Raw genomic sequence first — 21,492 nt, 5'->3', positions numbered from 1 at the left:
CCCACTTTTTCGGGAACCAGCGTCACTTGACGCGCACATAAATGCCCGCCGTGCCGCCGTCGTACACGTCGGTGTCCGCCGAGGTCGTGCCGACACGCAAGCCGTTGGCGGCGGCCATTTTCTTCAGGTTCTCGCGCACGCCTACGTCGGCCCCCGCGACCTTGTAGCCGACGAACCACTGTCCCGCGTCGGCTCCGGCGACAAATTCGTACTGATCGCCGCTCAGCTTTTCCGGCGCGGTCACGTAGGTTTTCAGTCTGGCGATGTCGGGCGAGAGCGCGCCGCCGACGTTATCGGCGTAATACAGCCCGGCCGCCAGCTTGAGGCTGTGCAGATCGGTGACGATCCGCGTCGCTTCGGCCTTATCGGCGCTCGATCCCATCGTCAGCATCACGCTGCCGGAAAGGATGCCGATCACCGTGATCACGATCAGCAGTTCGATCAGCGTAAATCCCTTGCTCTTTCGCGCGTTCCTCATTCTCCGACCACCTCGTCTTCGCCGAAATCAAGCGCCGGATCGGGCGCCAGCCCAAGACCGCCGCGACGGCCGCTTTGCCAGGCCGCGTAGCCGGCCGCGGCCACCATCACCGCGTTGTCGGTGCAGAACATCTTCGAGGGCAGAAAGGGATTCCAGCCTTCGTGTTCCGCCACCGCGCGGCGAAAAGCGCTGTTGGCCGCCACGCCACCGGAGATCGCCACCGACGTCACGCCCGTCAGCCGCACGGCCTGTTCAAGACGGACGATCAAAGTCTTCACCACCGTGGCCTGAAAAGAAGCGCAGAAGTCCTCCAGCGGGACCGTTTCGCCCTTCTGGCGCAGGCGGTTCACCTGATTGATCGACGCCGTTTTCAGGCCGCTGAAACTGAAATTCAACCCGTCCAGATGGTGCACCATGTCGGGAAAACTGAACGCGTCCGCGTCGCCCGCAACGGCCAGACGGTCGATGACCGGGCCGCCGGGATAGGGCAGGCCGAGCACCTTGGCCACTTTGTCGAAGGCCTCGCCGGCCGCGTCGTCCTGCGTGGCGCCGAGCATTTCATATTCGCCGCAGCCCCTGACGAGCACGATTTCGGTGTGACCGCCGGAAACGACCATGCACAAAAAGGGAAACTGCAAATCTTCGTGATCGACCACGTTGGCGTAGATGTGCCCTTCCAGATGATTGACGCCGAGAACGGGAACGTTCCACGCCTGCGCGTACGCCTTGGCCGTCATCACGCCGACCAGCAGCGAGCCCATCAACCCGGGGCCGCGCGTCACCGCCACGAGGCCGATCTGTTTCGCGGGATCGGCGACGCCGGCTTCTTCGAGCACGGTTTGCGTCAGCGGCAGAATCGCTTCCAGATGCATGCGCGAGGCGTACTCCGGGACGACGCCGCCAAACGCCGCGTGTCGTTCGATCTGGCTGGAGATCTTCCAACTGAGGATGCGCCGCGGCCCTGCGAGCAACGCCACCGACGTGTCGTCGCAGCTGCTTTCGATCCCCAGCGTCAGAAAAACTTTCTCTAGTGACAGCATCCGCTGCAGCCGCCGCACGACCCCGTGCAGCCTGCCTTTCTCCGCAACGGTTCGCCCTCTTCATGGACGAACGCCTTGCCCCCGCACTTCGGGCAGCGCGCCGGGCGGACGTCGGAACTGACCCGCTCGCCGCAGAGCGCGCACTTGAACACATGCCCCGCCATTTTCACTCACCTCTCGGGAATCGTCAATTTCACGGAATATCCGTCGTAACCGAAAACGACCTCGCTGCCGCCGCGCGACTGCGAACGCAGCACGCCGAAGGCGATCGCGTCCTGCGTATCGGGCGCCAGATTGCCCGTCTCCTTGGAGAGCAGACTCGTGTAAATGCGCCCGGCCGGCAGCGGTTCGCCGTTGACCGTCAGCTTGCCGGGATCGAAGTTCCAGCGGTTCACGGCCCGGTAGCCGAGGATCACCAGATTGCACTTGGCGCGCGCCGCCTTGTCGATATACGACGCGTTCCAGACGATGTCGTCGGGAAAGTTGTTCGGCGCGGCGTAGATGCGCGCCGACAGAGTTCGATCCACGAACTGGAACTGCAGCTTGGCGTCGGCTCCGACCATCAGGTCGCCGACGCGCGTGCCGCCGATCCACAGCAGCGCCGAGCGGGCTCTCATCAGTTCCTCGTCTTTGCTCTTCGAAGCGGCGAGCGCCGAAACCGCCCCTATCGCCAGAAGCGCCGCCACCCCCAAAATTTTTATCGTCTTCCTCATCACTGCAAATTCACCTCCGCTTTATCCGCGCCGCGAAACAGACCGGCGTCATCTCTCCGGCGGCGCTTTCCGGCGCAGAGCCTGAGAGATCAGATTCCATTCTTCGCATTTCAGCTTCAACGTCGCAACGCCGTAAACGGCCGCGCATGCCGCGGCGATCCCGACGAGCCAGACGCCCCGCCACAGCAGAGACGCCTCAGCCGGATAGCGCCACAGCGCCCGCCAGGCCAGCCCCACGGCCGCGGTCGCCGCACAGGCCGCGGCGATCTTCGCCAGCCAGCCGCCTGAAAACAACCGCAGCGGCGCCGACATGGCACGACGCAGCAACGCCACGCCGACACCGCTCGAAAACGTGAACGCCAGCGAACTCGCCAGCGCGATGCCGTCCATCTCCATGGGGAACACCAGCGCCGCCGAGAACAGCAGCGTGCCCGCCACGCTGGCGGCCGTCATCGTCATCGCCGCGCGCGGCAGCGAACGGGCGAAAAGCGCGCGCATCAGCACCGTCGAACAGGCCATGCCCGGCAGTCCCAGCGCCGCGTAAAAAAGCGTCGAAGCCGTGCCGCGCCACGCTTCCACGCCGAAAGCGCCGCGGAAAAACAGAAAGTTCACAGCCTCGCCAGCCACGAGCAGCATGCCCAGAGTTACCGGCACGATCACGAACAGCGCGAAACGCAGCGCGTCGCGCAGCGTGCCCGCAAAGACCTCGTCGCCCTGCCGCACGCAGCGCGCCAGTTCCGGCAGCACCGCCTGCGAAATGGCGATCACCACCAGGCCGAGCGGCAGCTGGATGACGCGGTTCGAATAGTTCAGCATGGAGATGGAACCGTCGGACAGGAACGAACCGAACAACCGCCCCAGCACGGGATTGACCTGATTCAGCGACAGCCCGGCCGCGTAGGGCAGAAACAGTGCCAGCATGCGCCGAAGATCCGGATCCTGCCAATCCGGACGGGCGGGCGCCAGCAGCATGCCCTTGCGGGAGGCCGCCCACCACCACTGGAACGCCAGCTGCGCCGCGCCGCCCAAAAGCACCGCGCCGACCAGGCTTTCCACGCCGAATCTTGACGCGCAGAACAGGACGGTCATAATATAGACGGCGTTGCTGAGCGCGGGGGCGAGCGCCGGCACGAAAAAGCAGTTCAGGCTGTTGAGCGCCCCCATCGCCAGCGCAGCGACGGAAATCAGCAGCAGGAACGGAAAAAGCTGCCGCGTCATCGTCACCGCCAGAATTTTCTTTTCGCCCGCGAAGCCCGGCGCGATCAGGGCGATCAGCTGCGGGCTGAACACGATGCCGGCGGCCACCGCCAGCGCGCCGGCGCCGAGGATCACCGTCAGCGCCTGACGGGCCAGACGCTCGGCGCAGCGATGCCCGTCCCGCTCCAGAACCTGCGAGAACACCGGCACAAAGGAGGCCGACAGCGCGCCCTCGGCCAACAGCTGTCGGCCGAGATTGGCGACGGTGTAGGCCACGAAAAAAGCGTCCAGCGACCGCCCGGCGCCGAAATACGCCGCGGTGATCACCTCGCGCAGCAGCCCGAGAACGCGGCTTGAAAACGTGCCGATCATCATCGTCAGGGCGTTGCGGATCATGTTTCCCGATTTTTCGCTTGCCATAAAGTTTCTCCCGCTCTCATGCGTGTTTTCGCGGATTTTCCACAAAAGAGACTCGAACTGCCGAAACGGAATGTTCCACGTAGAACATTTCCGTTTCGGGCCGGCCAATCGAAAGGGGCCGCAAGAATATGAGAATCCATACCACCGTCTGGGGTCTCGGCAATCCCCTGCTGCGCGACGACGCCGCCGGGCTCGAGGTCGTGCGTCTGCTCGGCGAAAAGAAACTGCCGAACTTTTCGCTGCGCCGCTGCGAGCTGGCGCCCGCCAATTACCTCGCCACGCTCGAAGGGGAACGGCCGCGCCGTTTCCTGCTGATCGACGCCTCCGACATGGGACTGCCGCCCGGAAGCCTGCGACGTTTTTCGCTGACGCGCGTCGACGATCCTTCCTTCACCAGCCACGATCTGCCGCTGCCGCAGCTTTTGGCCGGCACGCTGCCGCCTGACTGCGAAGCCTGGGTCGTCGCCATCCAGCCGCAGAGCGTCGATTTCGGCATCGGGCTCACGCCCGCCGCGGCCCGGGCGGCGCAGGCGTGCGCCGCATGGATCGCCGAGGGACGGCTCGACGAGATCGCCGCGCTCGAATAAACCGGAACCGCCTCTTCAATCAAGACGAAACGAATCGCCCAGATAATATTTTCTCGCAAAGGGATCGTCGGCGATCTCCGCGGACGTTCCCTTCACCTTGATCTCGCCCTGATAGATGATGTAGGCGCGGTCGGTGATGGCCAGCGTGTCGCGCACGTTGTGGTCGGTGATCATGATGCCGTAACCCTTGTCCTTCAGGGTTTTCACGATCTGCTGAATGTCGCCGACCGCGATCGGGTCGATGCCGGCGAACGGCTCGTCAAGCAGGATGAAATCGGGATCGAGCGCCAACGTTCGCGCCACCTCAAGCCGGCGGCGCTCGCCGCCGGAAAGCGAATAGCCCATCACGTCGACGAGAGCCGTCAGACCGAATTCCTCCACCAGCTCGTCAACGATCTGCCGGCGCCGCCCCGCCTCGATGCCGCGCTCCTGAAGCACCAGATCGATGTTGTCGCGCACGGACAGGCTGCGGAACACCGAGGCTTCCTGCGGCAGATAACCGATGCCGCAGCGGGCGCGCTGGTACACGTGCAGTCCCGTGATGTCGCGGTCGTCGATCTTGACGACGCCCGAATCGGCCTCGATCAGGCCGACGATCATGTAAAAGCTCGTCGTCTTGCCGGCGCCGTTGGGGCCGAGCAGGCCCACCACCTCGCCGGTGCTGAACTCGAGGCTGACGTCGTTGACGACGTGGCGTTTTTTGAAGCTCTTGTTCAGCCCCGTCGCGCTCAGCGTTTTGACGGCGCTCATTTCTTGCCGCCTTTTTCGCTTCCCGCGGCAGGAGCGCCGTTCTTCGCGGGCGTTCGCGGCGACGGTTTCAGATTCGTCAAGTCCACGGAGATGCGCGGCGTTCCTTTGGCCTCGAGCCGTCCGGTGTCGGGATGGTAGATCAGCGTCTGGGCGCTGATGCGGCGGCCGTCCTGCACGGCCCGGGCGTTGCCCGTCGCCGTCACGACGTTGCCGCCCACGGAGTAGACGAGTTTTTCGCATTCGATCGTCGTCTCTCTGGTCCTGCCGCTTTTGGACTGCACGTGAATTTTGGCGTTGCCGGCCCCCGTCAGCGTGTCGGCCTCGCGGGAATAGGACAGCTCGTCGCACCAGAGGTGCGACGTTTTCTGTTCGTCCTGCTGCACGACCGTGACGCTCCCCTTTCCCTCGGCCGCGCGAAGCCCTTGAGCATCGTAATCGCCGCTCAGCGCGGCGCAGGTCATGACCATGTTGCGGTCTTTGTCCTCGAAATGCGTCACGTCCTCGGCTCCGAAAGTCCGCCCGCCCAGCCGCGCCACGGCCGCGCGCAGCACGCGGCTGCCGAAGACGGCGTCCACGTTGCCTTTCATCGCGTAACTGCCGCCAGGTGCGGAAAAGTCGGCCACAAGCTCGGCACATACGGCGTCGAGCTTTTCGCCGCGGTGGGTGCCGAAAGCGTGCACGTTCCGCCACAGGCGCGCCTTCTGCGTTTTCGTGCTGGCTTCGCCATAGGCGGAAGTCAGCGTCACGTCCTCGCGCTTCAGCGTCACGTGTCCCTGCGCCTTGAACTCGCCGCTTTCCATATCGTAGTCCATGGCGTCGGCGGTCAGCTGCGTGGCGACGGGAGCCGCCGGCAGCGCAGCGCCTCCCTCCGTCAGCAGCAGAACGCTCAAAAGAATTTTCGCGGAAAAGTTTCTCATCGCTTATTCTGAATAATCGCCGCCGTCGTTGCCGCCCTTGGTGGGCGCGGTGTCGGCGCGGAAATCGGCGCGGTCGGCGATGATCTTGCGCTCGGGCAGCGGATTCCACGTGCCGCGGCGGTTGACGACCTCGATCACCTTCTCGGCCGTGCCCTCGGCGTTGAACGCCTTGATGAAACGTTCCGCCCAGTACTCCGTCTCGTCGAGGATGCGGTCCAGGTATTTGTCGGGCAGGGCGAGAATCTTGTCGCAGAAGGGCAGATTCGCCTTCTTGTAATCGCCCGACTTGCGGCTCATGCCCTTGCCGTCGCAGTACGCCACGATCTCGTCCCACAGATCGACGGGGATGCCGCGGTCCGCTTCCTTGACGTAGGAATCGCCCTCGATCACCGCGTTGCCCGTGTCGGGCTCCATCTTGATGCCGAAGATCACGTTCTGGAACAGCGTCGCCACGTTGCCCTTGACGATGCCGTACTTGCGGAATCTGGCGCACTTTTCGATGTCGGTGCCGGAGATGCCGTGCTGGGCGATGCCGACGCCGTAAGGCCGCAGCGCCGCGGCGATCTCTTGCGTGCGATCGAGGTTGATGCCCTCGTCCTGCCCCATCGTCTTGTCGTAAGTGCCGTGCTTGCTGCCGTTGGAGATGGCGATCAGATCGGGGAAGATGCCCCACGAGTTGAGCCCGCCGATGAAATACAAAGCTTCTTCCACCGTGGAAAATTCGCCCGGTCCCTTGATCTCGCCCACCTCGGCCTCGAGCCCGAAATAAGGCGGGATGTGCATGGCCACGTCGCGCGTGGCGCAGAGATTGTTCCAGTCGTCGAGATGCGAGGCGTCGATGGCCACCGACGTCCAGCCCTTGGCGACGATCTCGCCCATCTGCGTGACCGCCTTCATCACGTCATCTTTGCCCTTGATGCCGTAATGATCGACGTGCATGGCGAAGACCGCGCCGTGCCCCAGTTCCCTGGAATACTGCACGGCATAATCGACGAGATTGCCGAAATTGGCGCCGCAGTAATTGGTCTCCGATTTGGCGATCTCGATCAGCACGGCGGCGTCGTGTTTTTTGGCGGCGCGCAGCACGCCCTTGGCCGTGAGCGGATGACGGGCGTTCGCCGCCAGCACGATCGCCTCGTTCTCCTTCATGGCGGCGAAAATATCGCGGCCGCTGAACAGTCCCACATCTTCGCTTTCCCAGCGGTTCCTCACGTTCAGGGGACGGCGGTCGAGAGCCTTGCGGTAAAGTTTGTCGTTGACGTTCATTTGTCGGACTCCTTTTGAAATAAATTTTGAGGAGAAAATGTGTGCCGCAGAAACTTTCAGCTCAATTATAGACTCTGGACGCCATAAGTTCAAACGCTGCGGCCCCTTTGGAGCGTTATTTTCGGACGAAATACAACCGCTTCGAGGACATTCCCGGGATTTTCTCGATCGGGGTCTTGCAATTTTTTTTGAGACATGCTATTATTCCCTTGCTTTGCGAAAGACGCCGAGCACAATTCGACATGCGGCTTTGGGATATCGTCCAACGGCAGGACATCTGACTCTGGATCAGAGAATTGGGGTTCGAATCCCTGTATCCCAGCCATTTTTATGCGCTCTCTTCGTCCAGTGGCCCAGGACATCGGGTTCTCAGCCCGGTAACAGGGGTTCGAATCCCCTAGAGAGTGCCATTTTTTTTATTCTCGCTCGGAAACGCGGCGGGGGAACGAAAAATATCGAGGCGCTTCACCTTCAGCGGGTGAAGCGCCTCGTCTTTTTATGAAAGAGCCGGCGGCGGACGATTTTCCGCCGCGTCTGCTATAATATTTAACAGATAAAAGTGAAAAGCGCGTCCGCATGCCGCGGAGGAACGGCCGAAAGGAGAGGAATTCATGAAAAAATACGACGTCAACGCGCCGATCGTCTTCAAAAAGGGCTTTCACGACCTCAACGACGAACCGCACATCAACTATCAGCTAAACCGCATGATCAACTGGAGCGGCGGCGATCTGGAGGAGGTGGAGCGCGTCTCGCGTCGGATCAAAGACTTCGACGACTGGAAAAGGACCCTCATGGAGCTCGGCGCCCGGGCGCTCGCCGAAGAGCGCGTCGCCAACGCCATCGCCTATTACCGGATGGCCGAATTCTACATGAGCGAAGACGATCCCGACGCCCTCGCGTGTTACGACAAAGCCCGCGAGCTGTTTTACGGATACTTTGCGGATTATTTCGCGCCAAGCGACGGCGGTCCGCCCATCGTCGAGCGTCTGGAAGTTCCCTATGAGGGCGTCGCGCTGCCCGTCATGCGCGCGGCGCCGGAGCGGGAGAAAAAAGGGACGTTTCTCGTTCACGGCGGCAACGACTCCTATTACGAGGAATTCTTTTTCCCGATGCTGTACCTGCGCGAGCGGGGCTACGAAGTCTATCTGTTCGAAGGGCCGGGGCAGGGCGCGGTGACGCGGCTGCGCGGCCTCCCCTTTACCGCCGCGTGGGAAAAGCCGGTCATGGCGGTCACGGAACGCTTCGGCCTGCGCGACGCGGCGATCGTCGGCGTCTCGCTCGGCGGCTATTTCGCGCCGCGGGCCGCCGCGTTCGACAAACGCATCTCGCGCGTGATCGGCTGGTCGGTTTTCCCCTCGTTCTGGGACGTCTATCGGGGCACGGCCGGGAAAGCGCGCGCCCAAGCGTTCCGCTTCCTTCTGAAAACGAACATGAGAAGCGTCGTCAACGGAATCTTCCGCCGCAGCGTGAAGAAGGGGGACCTGCACGCGCTGGCGCTGGCGAAAATGCTGCCGCATTACGGCGCGGCCACGCTGTTCGATTTCGGGAAGACGATCGGCGAGTACGATCTGGCGCCCGTCGCGGGAAAAATCGATCAGGACGTGCTCATCCTCGGCGCGCAGCGCGACATCATGATCCCCTACACGCTGATCGGCAAAGAGATCGCGCTGCTGAAAAACGCGCGCTCGCTCACCTTCCGCCTCTTCACCGACCGCGAAGGGGCCGGCGACCACTGCAGCTGCGGCGACACCGAGCTGGCGCTGGACACGATCTGCCGCTGGATGGACGCTCTGGACGCGAGAGACCGCGGATAAAAAAACGCGGAGCCGGCCGTCGTCGGACAGTCGGCTCCGCGTTCCCGTTTCCCTTTCCTCCCTCTCGAAAAAAGGCGATGCAGGTTCTCAAATTTCGAAATCGAGGGTATAATTTTACGAAGGATTTTCATGCCCTGAACAAAAAAATGAATCTTCTTCGTCATCCAATCCAGTATATTTTCAGGAGGGATTTTCCCATGCCAGTATCGAAAGAAGTCATTCGCGAGCAGCTGCGTAAAATCGGCCCCTATCACAAGTGGTTCACCGCAAAAGAACGCCGCGCCCTGCCCAAGATCCTCGACGAAGGCGAAGTGATCGAGTTCCTGACCAGCGGCTATGACGGCAGGAAGAACACCGTGCTCGTCGTGGCGACCAACCGCCGCTTCATGGTGCTCGATTCGGGCATCGTTTACGGCAGCGACGACCGCATTTTCCCCTACGGCAAGATCAACTCCATCCGCGGCGAGCGCGGCTTTTTCTTCGGCAGGCTCCGCATCAGCACCGCCGGCGTCTCCGGCGACGATGTGGTGATCTCCTGGGTGCGCAAGACCGACATCGCCCGCATGATCTCCACCGTGTCCAAAAACATCGCCCTCGCCAAAGGCGAGTAGTTTTTTCGAAAAATTGAACCGGCCCTGCCGCAGGGGCCGGTTTTTTCGTACCCAAACGCCCGTTTCAGCGCCGGCCGTAGAGCTCTTTCAGCAGCAGCTTGATGCCGCCGGCTTCGAGGATCGTCAAAGCGTAATCGCCGACGGGTTCGCAGGGCAGTTCCTCGCCACTGGTCTCGTTTTTCAGGAGCGAGCGGGAAAGGTCGAGCACAAGGCGGTCGCCGTCTTTGACTTTTTGGGAAACGCCCGCACAGGTCACGAGCGGAATGCCGAGGTTGACGCCGTTGCGGAAGAAGATGCGCGCGAAGGATTCGGCGACGACGGCGCTGACGCCGGCGGCCTTGAGGGCGACGGCGGCGTGTTCGCGCGACGAGCCGCAGCCGAAGTTCGTGCCGGCGACGATCAGACCGCCGGGCTGGAAGTTTTCCGCAAAGTCGGGGTCGGCGCCGGCCATGGCGTGGCGCTTCACGTCGTCGGGATCGGTCTCGGAGAGGAAGCGTCCGGGATAGATCTGATCGGTGTCGATGTTGCTGCCGAAGACGCTGGCGCGGCCGGAAATGATTTTTTCCATGGGAGGCCTCCTGATCACAGGAATTCGGCGGGATCGACGATCTCGCCGGCGATCGCCGCGGCCGCCACAGCGGCGGGAGAGCCAAGGTAGATGCGCGCCTCGGCGCTGCCCATGCGCCCGGGGAAGTTGCGGCTGGAAGAGCTGATGCAGTTCTCGCCCGCCGCGAGCATGCCCTCGTGCGTGCCCAGGCAGGCGGCGCAGCCGGGCGTGACGAACGTGGCGCCCGCTTCGACGAGCGTCTCCATGACGCCGCTTTTGACGGCTTCGAGCAGCGTTTTGCGGCTGGCCGGCACGACGACGAAGCGCGTGCCGCGCGGCACTTTCCGTCCCTTGACGATGCGCGCGGCGATTTCCAGGTCTTCGAAGCGGCCGCCCGTGCAGGTGCCGAGGAACGCCTGCTGGATCTTCGTGCCGGCGCCGTGCGAAATCGGATGCACGTTGTCGACGCTGTCAGGCTCGGCGATCTGCGACTCGAGCGCGCCGAGGTCGAAACGATGCTCCGCCGCGTAGCGGTAATCGGGGTCGGTCTCGTACACAACGTAGTCGCCGACGCCGAGACGTTCCATGTGGGCGAAGGTGATTTCGTCCGGTTGGATCCACGCCGTCTTGGCGCCGATCTCGGTGGTCATGTTGCACAACGTCAGCCGTTCCGACAGCGGCATGTCCGCGACCGCTTCGCCGCAGAACTCGATCACCTTGTACACGCCGTAATCCGCTCCGAGCGCGCCGATGACGTGCAAAATCGCGTCCTTGGCGAACACGCCTTTGCGCGGCGCACCGTCGAGGACGATTTTTATCACTTCGGGCACGCGGAACCACAGCTGCCCGGAGATCAGGATCGCGGCCATGTCGGTGGCACCGACGCCGGTCCCGAACGCCCCCAGCGCGCCGTGAGTGGTGGTGTGCGAGTCGGTGATCACCATCAGGCGCCCGGGGCGCGAAAATCCCTTGTCCACGCAGATCTGGTGGCAGACGCCTTCGTTCACGTCCATGAGGTTGGCGATGTTCTGCGCGTCGCAGAATTCGCGGAACTGTTTTTGGTTGTCGGCCTGCTGGATCGACGAGGCCGGCGCGTAGTGGTCGAGGAACATCACCACGTTCTGCGGCGAATGGACTGTGACGCCGCCGATCTCGAAAAACGAGCGCACGGTCTGCAGATACAGGTCGTTGATCCCGGCCACGTCGACCGTGCAGTTGACGATCTCGCCTGCCGCGACGGACGCGCGTCCGGCGTGGGCGGCGAGGATTTTTTCCGTGGCATGCATCTTGCCATCTCCCCCTTCGGCGTTTTCGCCAATGCGGGACCGCTCCGGCAAAAGGATTGCCCCGCGCAAAATTATTTCACGCTCTTGATGCTGTCGATCTGAGTTTCGTCGCGGTACACGACCTTCGCCACCTCGCGGGTCCCGCGCGCGGGGCGGCGGGGCGCGCCGGTCAGCTTCTCGGCCGCGGCTTTGAGGTCGTGGATGTCCACGACTTTGACGCCCGCTTCGGCAAGACGATCGCGCAGGGCCGCGCGGGCCGGATTGACTGCCACGCCTTTCTGCGTGACGAGCACGTCGACCGTGCGCCCCGGCGTGGAGATCGTAGTGACGCGGTCGGTGACGATGGGCAGACGCGCGCGGATCAGCGGCGCGACGATGATGCACAGTTTTGCGCCGGCGGCGACGTCGCTGTGGCCGCCGCTGCCGCCCATGATGAAACCGTTGGAATCGGTGTGCACGTTGACGTTGAAGTCGGTGTCGATTTCCGTCGCGCCGAGGATGGCCGCGTCGAGGCTGTCGACGCAGCATGACTTGGACGTCGGCGAGGCGTAGCGCGTCGCCGAGATCTCCACGTGACGCGGATTGTCGCGGATCGAGGCCACCGCGCCGAGGTCGAAGCACTGCACGTCCATGATCGAGCGAAAGCAGCCGGCGTTCAGCATGTCGACGATGGCGCTGGTGACGCCGCCGAGGGCGTAGCTGCCCTGGATCTTTTCGGCCAGCATGACGTCTTTGAGGAACTTGGCCGCGGCCAGAGAAGCGCCGCCCGCGCCGGTCTGGAACGAAAAACCGTCCCTGAGCAGCCCGGAGGCGCGGATCACGTCGACGGTGGTGCGCGCCATGACAAGGCCGACGGGATCGCGGGTGATGCGCGTGGTGCCGGAGACGATGCCCTGCGGATCGCCGATGCTGTCCACGGCGACGACGCCGTCGACCCACTGTTCCTGAATCATGGCGTCCTCGAGCGGATACGGGACGAGGTTGTCGGTGACGACGATCGTACGCTTGGCGCAGCGCGCGTCGGCTTCAGCATAGCCGAGCGAGCCGCAGGCGCTTTTGCCGATTTTTCCCGTGGCGTTGCCCATGGGGTCGGCCGTGGGCGCGGCGACGAACGCCACGTCGATCGGCGTGACGCCGTTTTCGACGGCGCTCGGGCGTCCGCCGTGCGAGCGGAAAACGACCGGTTCCTTCATGCCGCCTGCGGAGATGAAGCGCCCCACTTTGGCCCCCATGTAGTTGGTTTCGATGCGGCCGACGACGCCGCTTTTAACGTGGTCGATAATGGGACTCTGCACGTCGAACACGGAGCTGCTGTTGACCGTCAGATCGCGGTAGCCCATGGCGGCCAGCTCGCCCAGAACCATGTTCATCACGCCGTCGCCGTCGCGCAGGTGGTGATGGAAAGAAATCCTCATGCCGTTTTTCAGCCCGGAACGGAGGACGGCGTCTTTCAGCGTGGCGATGACTTTGCTGTCTTTCATTCTTCGCGCCCTCCTTTGGCGATGGCCTCGGCCATGGCGATAGTCTGCTCGGCGCGCGCGACGATCGGTTTGTCGATCATCTTGCCGTAAAGCGAGATCGCGCCGCGCCCCTGTTCCTTGGCCTGGCGGATGGCGGCCAGCACTTCGCGGGCGTAGTCGACCTCCTTCTGCGTCGGACTGAAGGCCTCGTTGACGGCGCGCACGTGGCGCGGCGAGATCACGGCCTTGCCGCTGAAGCCCAGGCTGCGCGCCAACCGAGCGTCCCTGACGATCCCCTCGTCGTCGTTGACGTCGGTGAACGGCGTGTCGTAGACGTCGATCCCGGCGGCGCGGGCGGCCGACACCATGCGGCTGCGCGCGTAGAAGATCTCCGCGCCTTCCTTGGTGCGGGGGCAGCGCAGGTCGGCGGTCAGGTCTTCGGCGCCGAGGAAGATCGCCGCCACGCGCGGCGAAGCGCCGGCGATGGCGTAGGCGTTTTCCAGCCCGCGCGCCGTTTCGATCAGCGGGATCAGCTTCACGGTCCCGGCGGGAAGGCCGTTTTTCTTTTCCACCTCGGCCATGTAGGCGTCGAGCGTCAGCACGTCTTCGGCGCCGCCGACTTTGGTGGGCATGATCAGGTCGGGACGCAGCGGCACGATCTCGTCGAGGTCGGCCCGCCAGTAGGGAGTGTCGAGCGAGTTGATGCGCACTGTCAGCTCGACGCTCTCGAAGCCGAGCGTCTTGACGGCGTTGCGCACGAGGATGCGAGCGGCGTCTTTCTGGTCCGGCGCGACGGCGTCTTCGAGGTCGAGGATGACGTTGTCGGCGCCGAGCGCGTCGCCGTTGACGATGATGTTGGGCGTGTTGCCCGGCAGGAACAGCATGGAACGGCGCATTTATTTTTCCTCCCCTTCCGCCGCGCGCTTGATCGCGGTCTCCATTCGGGCGCGGATCGTGCAGTCGAGCGCGCCGCGATCGACGACGCGCAGCGAGGCGTCCTCCACCGCGAATTCCTTCAGCACCCTGCGGACGGTTTCCTCGATCGCCGCGCCGAACTGCTCCGTTACGACCGATTCCAGCTCGACGGTCACGCCGCGCCCCGGTTCGATCTCCACGAGAACGTCGCTCGACTCGAGCGTGTCGGCGACGGCTTTTCTCCTGATCTCCAAATGGAATCCCTCCCTGTCAAAGGACGAAATCGCCTTTCTTAGGCGCCGATAGATCATCTGAATCGTTTTTATTCTAGCACGGCCATTCCGTCTGTAAACAATATTTTTCGTCAGTCGTTAAAAAATAAAAATACGGCATTTCCGAAGAGTTTCATGTATAATAGAAAAAATTACAACGTTTCGTTTACAGCAATCTCCGCTCCACACTCAAAAGGAGGAGTTATCGATGACAGAAAAGACAATTTACGAAATCGCGCTGGAACGCCACAAGGAGACCGTGGGCAAGTTCGCCATGGTCAGCAAGATGCCTGTCACCAACATGCAGGAGCTGGCCGTCGCCTACACGCCCGGCGTCGCCGAACCCTGCCGCGTCATCAACAAGAAGCCGGAGGAAGTCTACACCTACACGTCCAAGAGCAACGTCGTCGCCGTCATCAGCGACGGCAGCGCCGTGCTCGGCCTCGGCAACATCGGCGCCAAGGCGGCCATCCCCGTGATGGAGGGCAAATGCTGTCTCTTCAAGAACTTCGCCGGCATCGACGCGATCCCCATCTGCATCGAGACGCAGGACACGGAAGAGATCATCGGCATCGTCAAAAACATCACCGCCACGCTCGGCGGCATCAATCTCGAAGACATCGCCGCGCCCCGCTGCTTCGAGATCGAGGACCGGCTCAAGGCCGTCTGCGACATTCCCGTGTTCCACGACGACCAGCACGGCACCGCCGTGATCCTGCTCAGCGCCGTGATCAACGCGCTCAAAGTCGTGGGCAAGAAGATCGCCGACGTGAAAATCGTCCTCAACGGCGCCGGAGCGGCCGGCACGGCCATCAGCAAGATGCTGACGCTGGCCGGGGCGAAGAACATCATCGCCCTCGACAGCAAGGGCGCGCTCTCCGACGACATGGACCTCGCCCCCGCCAAGCTCGCGCTCGCCAAGATCACCAATCCGAATCACGAAAAAGGCCGGCTGGCCGACGTCATCAAAAGAGCCGACATTTTCCTCGGCACCTCCGTCGGCGGCGCGCTCAAGCCCGAGATGGTGAAGACCATGGCGTCCAAGGCGATCATCTTCGCCATGGCCAATCCCGTGCCCGAAATCTTCCCCGACGAAGCCAAGGCCGCCGGCGCGATGGTCGTCGGCACCGGGCGCTCCGACTTCCCCAACCAGGTCAACAACTGCCTCGGCTTCCCCGGCATCTTCCGCGGCGCGCTCGACTGCCGCGCCACACAGATCAACGACGAGATGCAGCTGGCCGCCGCTTATGCGCTGGCCGCGCTGATCCCCGACGCCGAGCTGACGCCCGACCATATCATCGCCGACTCGTTCGACAAGCGCGTCGTGCCCGCAGTGGCGAAAGCCGTGGCCGACGCTGCCCGCAAGACCGGCGTGGCGCGGCTGTAAAAACTTTTCCATCCCCTATGGCTGTACCGGCGCGGCGTCGCTCGAGCCGAGCGGACGCCGCGCCGCGAAAAATTTTCCGTTCTGAGGAGGAATTCCACAAATGTCTGAAGAAAGCAAAAGCCTCAGGCTGTTCAACATGCCCTGGCAGATCTTCGCCGTCTTCGCGGCCATCGTCCTTGTGGCGACGTATATGGGCGTGCTGCCCAAAGGCATGATCGGCGCCTTTCCGTTCATGATCGTCGTCGGCGCCGTTCTCAACGAGATCGGCAACCGTTGCCCGATCGTCAATACCTACCTCGGCGGCGGCGCCATCGTCATCATTTTCGGCATGGCGGCACTCTGTTACTATCATCTCATTCCCGACGCGACCGTCAAGATCGTCACCAACTTCATGAAGGGCGAGGGCTTTCTTGACTTCTACATCGCCGCGCTGATCTGCGGCTCGATCCTCGGCATGAACCGCGATCTGCTGATCCGCGCCGCCATCCGCTACCTGCCCGCCATCGTCGGCGGCGTCGTCGTGGCGCTTGGTCTCGCCGGCCTCGTCGGCGAACTGACCGGTTACGGCGCCAAGCAGGCCATCCTTTACATCGCCGTGCCGATCATGGGCGGCGGCATGGGCGCCGGCGCCGTACCGCTGTCGAAGATCTTCGGCGAAACGCTGGCGCAGAAACCCGAGGACATCATCAACATCATGATCCCCGCCGTCGCCCTCGGCAACGCCATGGCGATCGTCGCCGGCGGACTGCTGAGCAAACTCGGCAAGACCTTCCCCAGCCTCACCGGCAACGGCGACCTGCTGATCGCCAAGGGGGCCGACGACACCATCAAAGCCGACGAAGAATTCCTCAAAAAGCGCGATGCCGTCAGCCTGACAGTCATGGGCGTCGGCCTGCTGCTGGCGACGGCATTTTTCGCCTGGGGACGCATCATCGCTTTCTTCATTCCCAAGATCCACAGCTACGCCTGGATGATCATCTCCGTCGCCGTCGTCAAGGCGCTGGGCATTCTCCCCCAGTACTACGAGATCTGTTGCTACCAGTGGTTCCAGTTCATCATGAAGAATCTGACGGCGACGCTCCTCGTCGGCATCGGCGTGGCCTACACCGATCTCGGCCAAATCGTTTCCGCCTTCTCCGGACAGTATCTGCTGCTCGTCGGCGTGACGGTGCTCGGCGCCATCATCGGTTCGGCTCTGGTCGGACGCCTCGTCGGCTTCTATCCCGTCGAGTCGGCCATCACCGCCGGCCTCTGCATGGCCAACATGGGCGGCACGGGCGACGTGGCCGTTCTTTCCGCAGCCAACCGCATGGAACTGATGCCCTTCGCGCAAATTTCCTCCCGCATCGGCGGCGCCTTCATGCTGATCCTCGCCAGCGTGCTGCTGCAGATCATCTAATACTGTTTGTTGATCAAAAAGCCGAATACGAGGGCGCTGCGGGGGGAGATTCACAAAGCGATCTGCGCAGCAGTCGAAGCAGTCCTGAGCGACTGCCCCCCGCAGCGGCCGGAAAATTATGTTAACACTTTCTATCAAGAATTAGTATTAGATCTGCCGGCGCGGTTTGCCAACCGAACGAAAACGAAAGATCCTTCCGCAGGAATTCCCCCGGAAGGATCGGCAAAACACTTCATCCTGTTTCTTCATTTAAGAACTTGAGCTTCCCCGGAGCGCTGACCATACTCCGTTTCTGTCGAGAATCGGTTCACTTGTCGGGGCGGTAGGCTTTGTCCAGCATGTAGCTTTCGATACGGTTCTCTCCCAACGCCGCCAAATCGCCGCTTCTCAGGTTTTCCACGATGTTGGTGTGGAACGTGAGGATGCTGTCCAAGTCCTCGAGGCCGACGTTGTGGATCATGTACTGGAACAGGCGCGAATAAGTTTTCTTCAGGAGCTCGGAAGTCCAGGACAGTCCCGAGATCTCGTGGATATAGAAGTGGAAGCGGCACTCCAGATCGAAGAAGTCCAGCTGCCCTTCCTGAAGGTTTTTCTCGAAGGTCGTGCGGATGTCGCGATAATCGTCGATACACTTCATCAAATGCCTGTAATGTTCGTCGTTCAACAGATGGTTCTTCACGATCCGGGAATAGACTTTCGACTCGAGCAGTACGCGCACATCGTAGATTTCCCCCACGTCGGCGTTCGTATACTGCAGCACCAGGGCGCCGCGCCGCGGCAGAGTTTTGACGATGCCGTAAGACTCGAGGACCTTCAGCGCTTCGCGCACCGGCGAGCGGCTCACGTTGAGTTCGGTGGCCACGTCGTTCTCGCGGATAAACGAGCCGGGCTGGAAGCGTTTTCTCACCAGCAGCTGGCGATGCAAATAACGCGTCACTTCCTCGGTGGCGGACTGGGGAATTGCGGAGTGGTACGACATTTTCTCATCTCCTCGGAGAGAACGCTCCCACGGCGAGAAATTTTTCCCTCGCGGCAAAGAACGCCCCTTTTCAAGATATCGCGCCTTTCGCGTAAAAGACGCTCCTCAACGAACGAAAAGGACTGTGACCCCAACCTCGAACAAAGCGTTTTGCAATGACTCAAAAACTCGGGACGAAGCCGTCATCCTGCGGAGGCTTCGTCCCGAGTTTTGCGCTCTCCTGCCGGACGGTGGAACGCGTAAAATTTTACCGATGTCAGTCCGCCCGAATCCGACGCGCCATTTCCGCGCCCACTTCGCGCAGGGCAGCTTCGTCGGCTTCGGTGGGACAGCTTTTCACTTCCACGACGTTCTCGATCAGGTCCCAGCCGGGCTTGGCGGCCAGCGCCTGCAGCGGTTTGAGCTCGGCCCCCTTGCTCCAGCTGTAGCATCCGGCGACGGCGAGCACGCGGCCGCTGATCTTGCAGTTGTCGATCTTTTCCACCACGGGCATCATGGCGGGGAACATGCCCATGTTGTAGCAGCAGCTCAGCAGCGCCAGGCCGCGGCTGCACCACGCGTCGCGGATGATCCCGCTCAAGTCGGCCGTGCCGGCGTCGTGGACTTTGACGTCCGCCACGCCGCCGCGGCACAGGCCGTCGGCGACGCACTCGGCCATGCGGGCGGTGTTGCCGTACATGGAGCCATAGACGATCGTGGCGCTCTGCGTCGTCTCCTGGCGGCTCATGCCGTCGTAAAGCCGGACGATTTTTTCCACGCCGTCGCCACGGTGGATGGGGCCGTGCGAAGGGCAGATCATCCTGATCGGCAGCGCAGCGGCCTTTTTGAGGGCAGCCTGCACGTTGACGCTGAAGCGGGCCACGATAGTGGCGTAATAGCGGCGCGCTTCGTCGGTGTAAACGCGCATGTCCAGCTCGTCGCCGAAGATGCTGCCGTTGAGCGCGCCGTAGCCGCCGAAAGCGTCGCAGGTAAAGGCGATGCCGCTGGAGTTCTCGAAGGAGATCATCGTCTCGGGCCAGTGCACCATCGGGATCGTGGCGAAGGTCAGGCTGTGCGCGCCCAGCGGCAGCGTTTCGCCGTCCTTCACTTCCTTCGCGCTCATGGACGGGCCATAGAATTGCCCGATCAAAGCCAGCGCCTGTTTGTCGGCGACGACGGTGATGTCGGGGTACACCTGGCGCAGCATGCGGATAGCGCTGGAATGGTCGGGCTCGACGTGGTTAACGATCAGATAGTCCACGGGGCGGCCGCCGATGATGCTCTGGATGCGCTCGAGATATTCGCCGAAAAATTCCGCCTTGACGCCGTCGATCAGCGCCACTTTTCCGTCGTCGATCAGATAGGAATTGTAGGAGACGCCGTAGGGCAGCGACCACAGATTTTCGAAGAGCGGCGTTTTGCGGTCGTTGACGCCGACCCACCAGATTTTGTCCGATACGGAAATCGCCTTCAACATGAAAAAACCTCCCGGTCAGAATGAACTTCGACGCGCCGTCGGCACGAAACGAGCGATATATGAAAACCATACTATTCTATTATACGATTCGGGGTCGGGACATGCAAGGCGAGCGAACGTCTTTCCGTCTCACGCGCGTCCGCAGCGGGCGCCCGGAGCGTTTTCGCAAAAAAACGGCGAAAGGTTATAATGGACGGCAGGATACGATCACATTTTTGCAGGGAGGTTTTTGCGATGTCCTTCTTCGTTCTTTTCATCCTTTTAACGGCGGCCGCACTGGCGGCGCACGCCTCTGCGGCGCGGGCCTGCACGACCATGGGCGCGGGACGCAACGCCACCGCCGACGGTTCGGTGCTGGTCACGCACAGCTGCGACGGCTGGTACGACCAGCGCATCCGCGTGATCCGCGGCGGCGAGCACGCGCCCGGTGAGACGGTCGACATTTACAATGTCATGTGTCACGCCAACCACCCCGCCGAGCCGCTGCGCAAGGTCGGCTCCGTGCCTCAGGCGGCGCGCACCTACACCTATTTCCAGATCGCCTACCCGTTCATGAACGAGAAGCAGGTCATCATCGGCGAGTTCACCTGGACGGGGCGTCCCGAGCTGGCCTCGCCGCAGGGCGTCTTTTACATCGAGAATCTCGAAGCGCTGGCGCTGGCCCGCTGCGCGACCGCGCGCGACGCCGTGCGCCTGATGGGGCAGTTCGCCGAGGAACACGGCTACGCCGATGGCGGCGAGACTCTGGTCGTCGGCGACCCCAACGAAGCCTGGGTCTTCGAAATCGTCGGCGCCGGAACGGACTGGGAGCCCGGCTGCGGACGCCCCGGCGCGCACTGGGCGGCGCGGCGCATCCCCGACGACGGCTTCTTCGTGGGGGCCAACCGATCGCGCCTCGGCGTGATCGAACTGGCCGAAAGCGATACGCTCATGCTCGGCTCGGAGCTGACCGGCTACGCCGAAAAACAGGATTGGTGGAAGCCGGGCGAACCGTTCGACTTTTCCAAGATCTTCAACCCCGAACCGTATGGTTACGCATTCTACGCCTCGCGGCGCGAATGGCGCGCGCTGAATCTCGTCGCGCCGTCGCGGGGATTCCCCGTCATCGACTGCCACGAAGCCTATCCGTTCAGCGTCGTTCCCGACAAAAAACTGACCGTGCAGGATCTGATGGACGTGTACAGCGACCATCTGGAAGGCACCGACTACGACCTCACCAAGGGGCTGGCGGCCGGTCCCTTCGGCTGCCCCGTGCGCTGGTTCACGCCCGCCGCGAGCCGCCCCGAGGGGCGCAAAACCGACGACTGGGAGCGATCCATCGCCATCTACCGCTGCGCGTACAGTTTCGTGGCCCAGTGCCGCGGCTGGCTGCCCGATCCCGTGGGCGGCGTGCTGTGGTTCGGTCTCGGCGCCCCGGACACGACCGTCTACGTCCCCGTTTACAGCGGCGTGCTGGAGGTGCCCGCGCCGTGGCGCGAGGGCAAGAGCCACGTCTTCGACCGCAGCTGCGCCTGGTGGGCGTTTACGCTGGTGAACAACTGGGCCTGTCTGAGATGGGACGCCATGTATCAGGATATCCGCGCCCGTCGCGCCCGGTACGAAGAGCGTTTCCTCGCCGCGCAGACGGGCTTCGAGAACGAGATCGCCGACCTCTGCGCCCGCGGCCGCGGCGAAGAGGCCGTGCAGCGCGTCACCGAACACACCTGCGCGCAGATGGACGAGCTGTGCGACGGCTGGTGGAGCTTCGCCTTCGAGCTGATCGGGAAATACCACGACGGCGGCGTGATGACGCCGCAGGGGGCGATGACGACGCCCGGCTATCCCGCCGAATGGCTGGAACGGGTCGATTTCGGCGCGACGTCCGAACGCGACCTGAAAAAGCTGGGCGGCCCAAAGCTCAGCGGCTCGTTCTCGGGCATCTCCCTGTAAAAGCGCAAACGGACACAAAAGAACGAGGGCGGACGGCCGGATAAAATCCGGCCGTCCGCCCTCGTTCTT

Annotated in this window: 21 protein-coding genes and 2 tRNA genes; 8 read left to right on the top strand and 15 right to left on the bottom strand. The window is 62.7% G+C overall.

The window, feature by feature from the left end; all coding sequences use genetic code 11:
- Positions 1 to 22 precede the first annotated feature (22 nt).
- From HMPREF7215_RS10575 to murJ, 5 genes are read right to left on the bottom strand one after another with little or no spacing between them, the layout of a single operon-like run.
- Positions 23 to 478 (bottom strand): type II secretion system protein, encoded by a 456-nt coding sequence (locus HMPREF7215_RS10575; RefSeq protein WP_009165875.1) that lies wholly within the window; start codon positions 476 to 478, stop codon positions 23 to 25.
- The gene (gene tsaD, locus HMPREF7215_RS10570; protein ID WP_009165874.1) at positions 475 to 1,518 is read right to left on the bottom strand and encodes a tRNA (adenosine(37)-N6)-threonylcarbamoyltransferase complex transferase subunit TsaD; all 1,044 of its coding nucleotides are present in this window, start codon (positions 1,516 to 1,518) and stop codon (positions 475 to 477) included. The genes HMPREF7215_RS10575 and tsaD overlap by 4 nt, the downstream gene beginning before the upstream one ends.
- Positions 1,506 to 1,682: a regulatory protein gene (locus HMPREF7215_RS13695; protein ID WP_009165873.1), complete on the bottom strand. Its 177-nt coding sequence runs from the start codon at positions 1,680 to 1,682 to the stop codon at positions 1,506 to 1,508. The genes tsaD and HMPREF7215_RS13695 overlap by 13 nt, the downstream gene beginning before the upstream one ends.
- Before the next feature lie 6 nt (positions 1,683 to 1,688).
- On the bottom strand, positions 1,689 to 2,231 hold the full coding sequence (locus tag HMPREF7215_RS10565) for a hypothetical protein (RefSeq protein ID WP_040551143.1): 543 nt from the start codon (positions 2,229 to 2,231) through the stop codon (positions 1,689 to 1,691).
- Positions 2,232 to 2,279: 48 nt separating this feature from the next.
- Positions 2,280 to 3,848, bottom strand: a complete 1,569-nt coding sequence (gene murJ, locus HMPREF7215_RS10560; protein WP_050768913.1) for a murein biosynthesis integral membrane protein MurJ — start codon at positions 3,846 to 3,848, stop codon at positions 2,280 to 2,282.
- A gap of 128 nt (positions 3,849 to 3,976) precedes the next feature.
- On the opposite strand from murJ, the gene HMPREF7215_RS10555 reads away from it, so the two are divergent.
- On the top strand, positions 3,977 to 4,435 hold the full coding sequence (locus HMPREF7215_RS10555; protein WP_009165870.1) for a hydrogenase maturation protease: 459 nt from the start codon (positions 3,977 to 3,979) through the stop codon (positions 4,433 to 4,435).
- A 15-nt stretch (positions 4,436 to 4,450) separates the two neighbouring features.
- Here HMPREF7215_RS10555 and lptB read toward each other — a convergent pair whose 3' ends face one another.
- From lptB to HMPREF7215_RS10540, 3 genes are read right to left on the bottom strand one after another with little or no spacing between them, the layout of a single operon-like run.
- Positions 4,451 to 5,185, bottom strand: a complete 735-nt coding sequence (gene lptB / locus HMPREF7215_RS10550) for an LPS export ABC transporter ATP-binding protein (RefSeq protein ID WP_009165869.1) — start codon at positions 5,183 to 5,185, stop codon at positions 4,451 to 4,453.
- Positions 5,182 to 6,075, bottom strand: a complete 894-nt coding sequence (locus tag HMPREF7215_RS10545; protein WP_198004604.1) for an LptA/OstA family protein — start codon at positions 6,073 to 6,075, stop codon at positions 5,182 to 5,184. Before HMPREF7215_RS10545 ends, lptB begins: the two co-directional genes overlap by 4 nt.
- A gap of 30 nt (positions 6,076 to 6,105) precedes the next feature.
- Positions 6,106 to 7,368 (bottom strand): class II fructose-bisphosphate aldolase, encoded by a 1,263-nt coding sequence (locus HMPREF7215_RS10540; RefSeq protein WP_009165867.1) that lies wholly within the window; start codon positions 7,366 to 7,368, stop codon positions 6,106 to 6,108.
- Between the two features lie 251 nt (positions 7,369 to 7,619).
- Between HMPREF7215_RS10540 and HMPREF7215_RS10535 the strand changes: the two genes are divergently transcribed.
- The 4 genes from HMPREF7215_RS10535 (at position 7,620) to HMPREF7215_RS12550 (ending at position 9,793) form a co-directional block, all read left to right on the top strand.
- A tRNA-Gln gene (locus HMPREF7215_RS10535) sits at positions 7,620 to 7,693 on the top strand.
- 9 nt (positions 7,694 to 7,702) lie between these two features.
- Positions 7,703 to 7,778 (top strand) — tRNA-Glu (locus tag HMPREF7215_RS10530).
- A gap of 201 nt (positions 7,779 to 7,979) precedes the next feature.
- Positions 7,980 to 9,182, top strand: coding sequence for an alpha/beta hydrolase (locus HMPREF7215_RS10525; RefSeq protein WP_009165865.1), 1,203 nt, complete (start codon positions 7,980 to 7,982; stop codon positions 9,180 to 9,182).
- A gap of 197 nt (positions 9,183 to 9,379) precedes the next feature.
- The gene (locus HMPREF7215_RS12550) at positions 9,380 to 9,793 is read left to right on the top strand and encodes a PH domain-containing protein (protein ID WP_050768912.1); all 414 of its coding nucleotides are present in this window, start codon (positions 9,380 to 9,382) and stop codon (positions 9,791 to 9,793) included.
- Between the two features lie 64 nt (positions 9,794 to 9,857).
- Here HMPREF7215_RS12550 and HMPREF7215_RS10515 read toward each other — a convergent pair whose 3' ends face one another.
- From HMPREF7215_RS10515 to citD, 5 genes are all read right to left on the bottom strand, one after another.
- On the bottom strand, positions 9,858 to 10,361 hold the full coding sequence (locus HMPREF7215_RS10515) for a 3-isopropylmalate dehydratase small subunit (RefSeq protein WP_009165863.1): 504 nt from the start codon (positions 10,359 to 10,361) through the stop codon (positions 9,858 to 9,860).
- A gap of 14 nt (positions 10,362 to 10,375) precedes the next feature.
- The gene (locus HMPREF7215_RS10510; RefSeq protein ID WP_009165862.1) at positions 10,376 to 11,626 is read right to left on the bottom strand and encodes a 3-isopropylmalate dehydratase large subunit; all 1,251 of its coding nucleotides are present in this window, start codon (positions 11,624 to 11,626) and stop codon (positions 10,376 to 10,378) included.
- Positions 11,627 to 11,697: 71 nt separating this feature from the next.
- Positions 11,698 to 13,107 carry a citrate lyase subunit alpha gene (gene citF, locus HMPREF7215_RS10505; RefSeq protein WP_009165861.1) on the bottom strand — a complete coding sequence of 470 codons (1,410 nt, stop codon included), beginning with the start codon at positions 13,105 to 13,107 and terminating at the stop codon, positions 11,698 to 11,700.
- Positions 13,104 to 13,982 carry an HpcH/HpaI aldolase/citrate lyase family protein gene (locus HMPREF7215_RS13365; protein ID WP_009165860.1) on the bottom strand — a complete coding sequence of 293 codons (879 nt, stop codon included), beginning with the start codon at positions 13,980 to 13,982 and terminating at the stop codon, positions 13,104 to 13,106. Before HMPREF7215_RS13365 ends, citF begins: the two co-directional genes overlap by 4 nt.
- Complete coding sequence (gene citD / locus HMPREF7215_RS10495) at positions 13,983 to 14,255, bottom strand: citrate lyase acyl carrier protein (protein WP_009165859.1); 273 nt, start codon at positions 14,253 to 14,255, stop codon at positions 13,983 to 13,985.
- 226 nt (positions 14,256 to 14,481) lie between these two features.
- Here citD and HMPREF7215_RS10490 point away from each other — a divergent pair, with 226 nt between their 5' ends.
- Together HMPREF7215_RS10490 and HMPREF7215_RS10485 are read left to right on the top strand one after the other, a co-directional pair.
- Positions 14,482 to 15,660 carry an NAD(P)-dependent malic enzyme gene (locus HMPREF7215_RS10490; protein ID WP_009165858.1) on the top strand — a complete coding sequence of 393 codons (1,179 nt, stop codon included), beginning with the start codon at positions 14,482 to 14,484 and terminating at the stop codon, positions 15,658 to 15,660.
- A gap of 100 nt (positions 15,661 to 15,760) precedes the next feature.
- Positions 15,761 to 17,059, top strand: a complete 1,299-nt coding sequence (locus HMPREF7215_RS10485) for a 2-hydroxycarboxylate transporter family protein (RefSeq protein ID WP_009165856.1) — start codon at positions 15,761 to 15,763, stop codon at positions 17,057 to 17,059.
- A gap of 307 nt (positions 17,060 to 17,366) precedes the next feature.
- Here the strand turns inward: HMPREF7215_RS10485 and HMPREF7215_RS10480 are convergent, their stop codons facing one another.
- Entirely contained in the window at positions 17,367 to 18,038 is a 672-nt protein-coding gene (locus HMPREF7215_RS10480) for a GntR family transcriptional regulator (protein ID WP_009165855.1), read from the bottom strand.
- A gap of 256 nt (positions 18,039 to 18,294) precedes the next feature.
- Positions 18,295 to 19,494, bottom strand: coding sequence for an FprA family A-type flavoprotein (locus tag HMPREF7215_RS10475; protein ID WP_009165854.1), 1,200 nt, complete (start codon positions 19,492 to 19,494; stop codon positions 18,295 to 18,297).
- Positions 19,495 to 19,728: 234 nt separating this feature from the next.
- Here HMPREF7215_RS10475 and HMPREF7215_RS10470 point away from each other — a divergent pair, with 234 nt between their 5' ends.
- Positions 19,729 to 21,423 carry a dipeptidase gene (locus HMPREF7215_RS10470; RefSeq protein ID WP_009165853.1) on the top strand — a complete coding sequence of 565 codons (1,695 nt, stop codon included), beginning with the start codon at positions 19,729 to 19,731 and terminating at the stop codon, positions 21,421 to 21,423.
- Positions 21,424 to 21,492: the final 69 nt, after the last annotated feature.

The sequence above is a fragment of the Pyramidobacter piscolens W5455 genome (genome assembly GCF_000177335.1).
In the GTDB taxonomy this organism is placed as follows: Bacteria; Synergistota; Synergistia; order Synergistales; family Dethiosulfovibrionaceae; genus Pyramidobacter; species Pyramidobacter piscolens.
The sequence above is the reverse complement of the archived record's forward strand: the minus strand, read 5'-3'. Positions and strand labels throughout refer to the sequence as shown.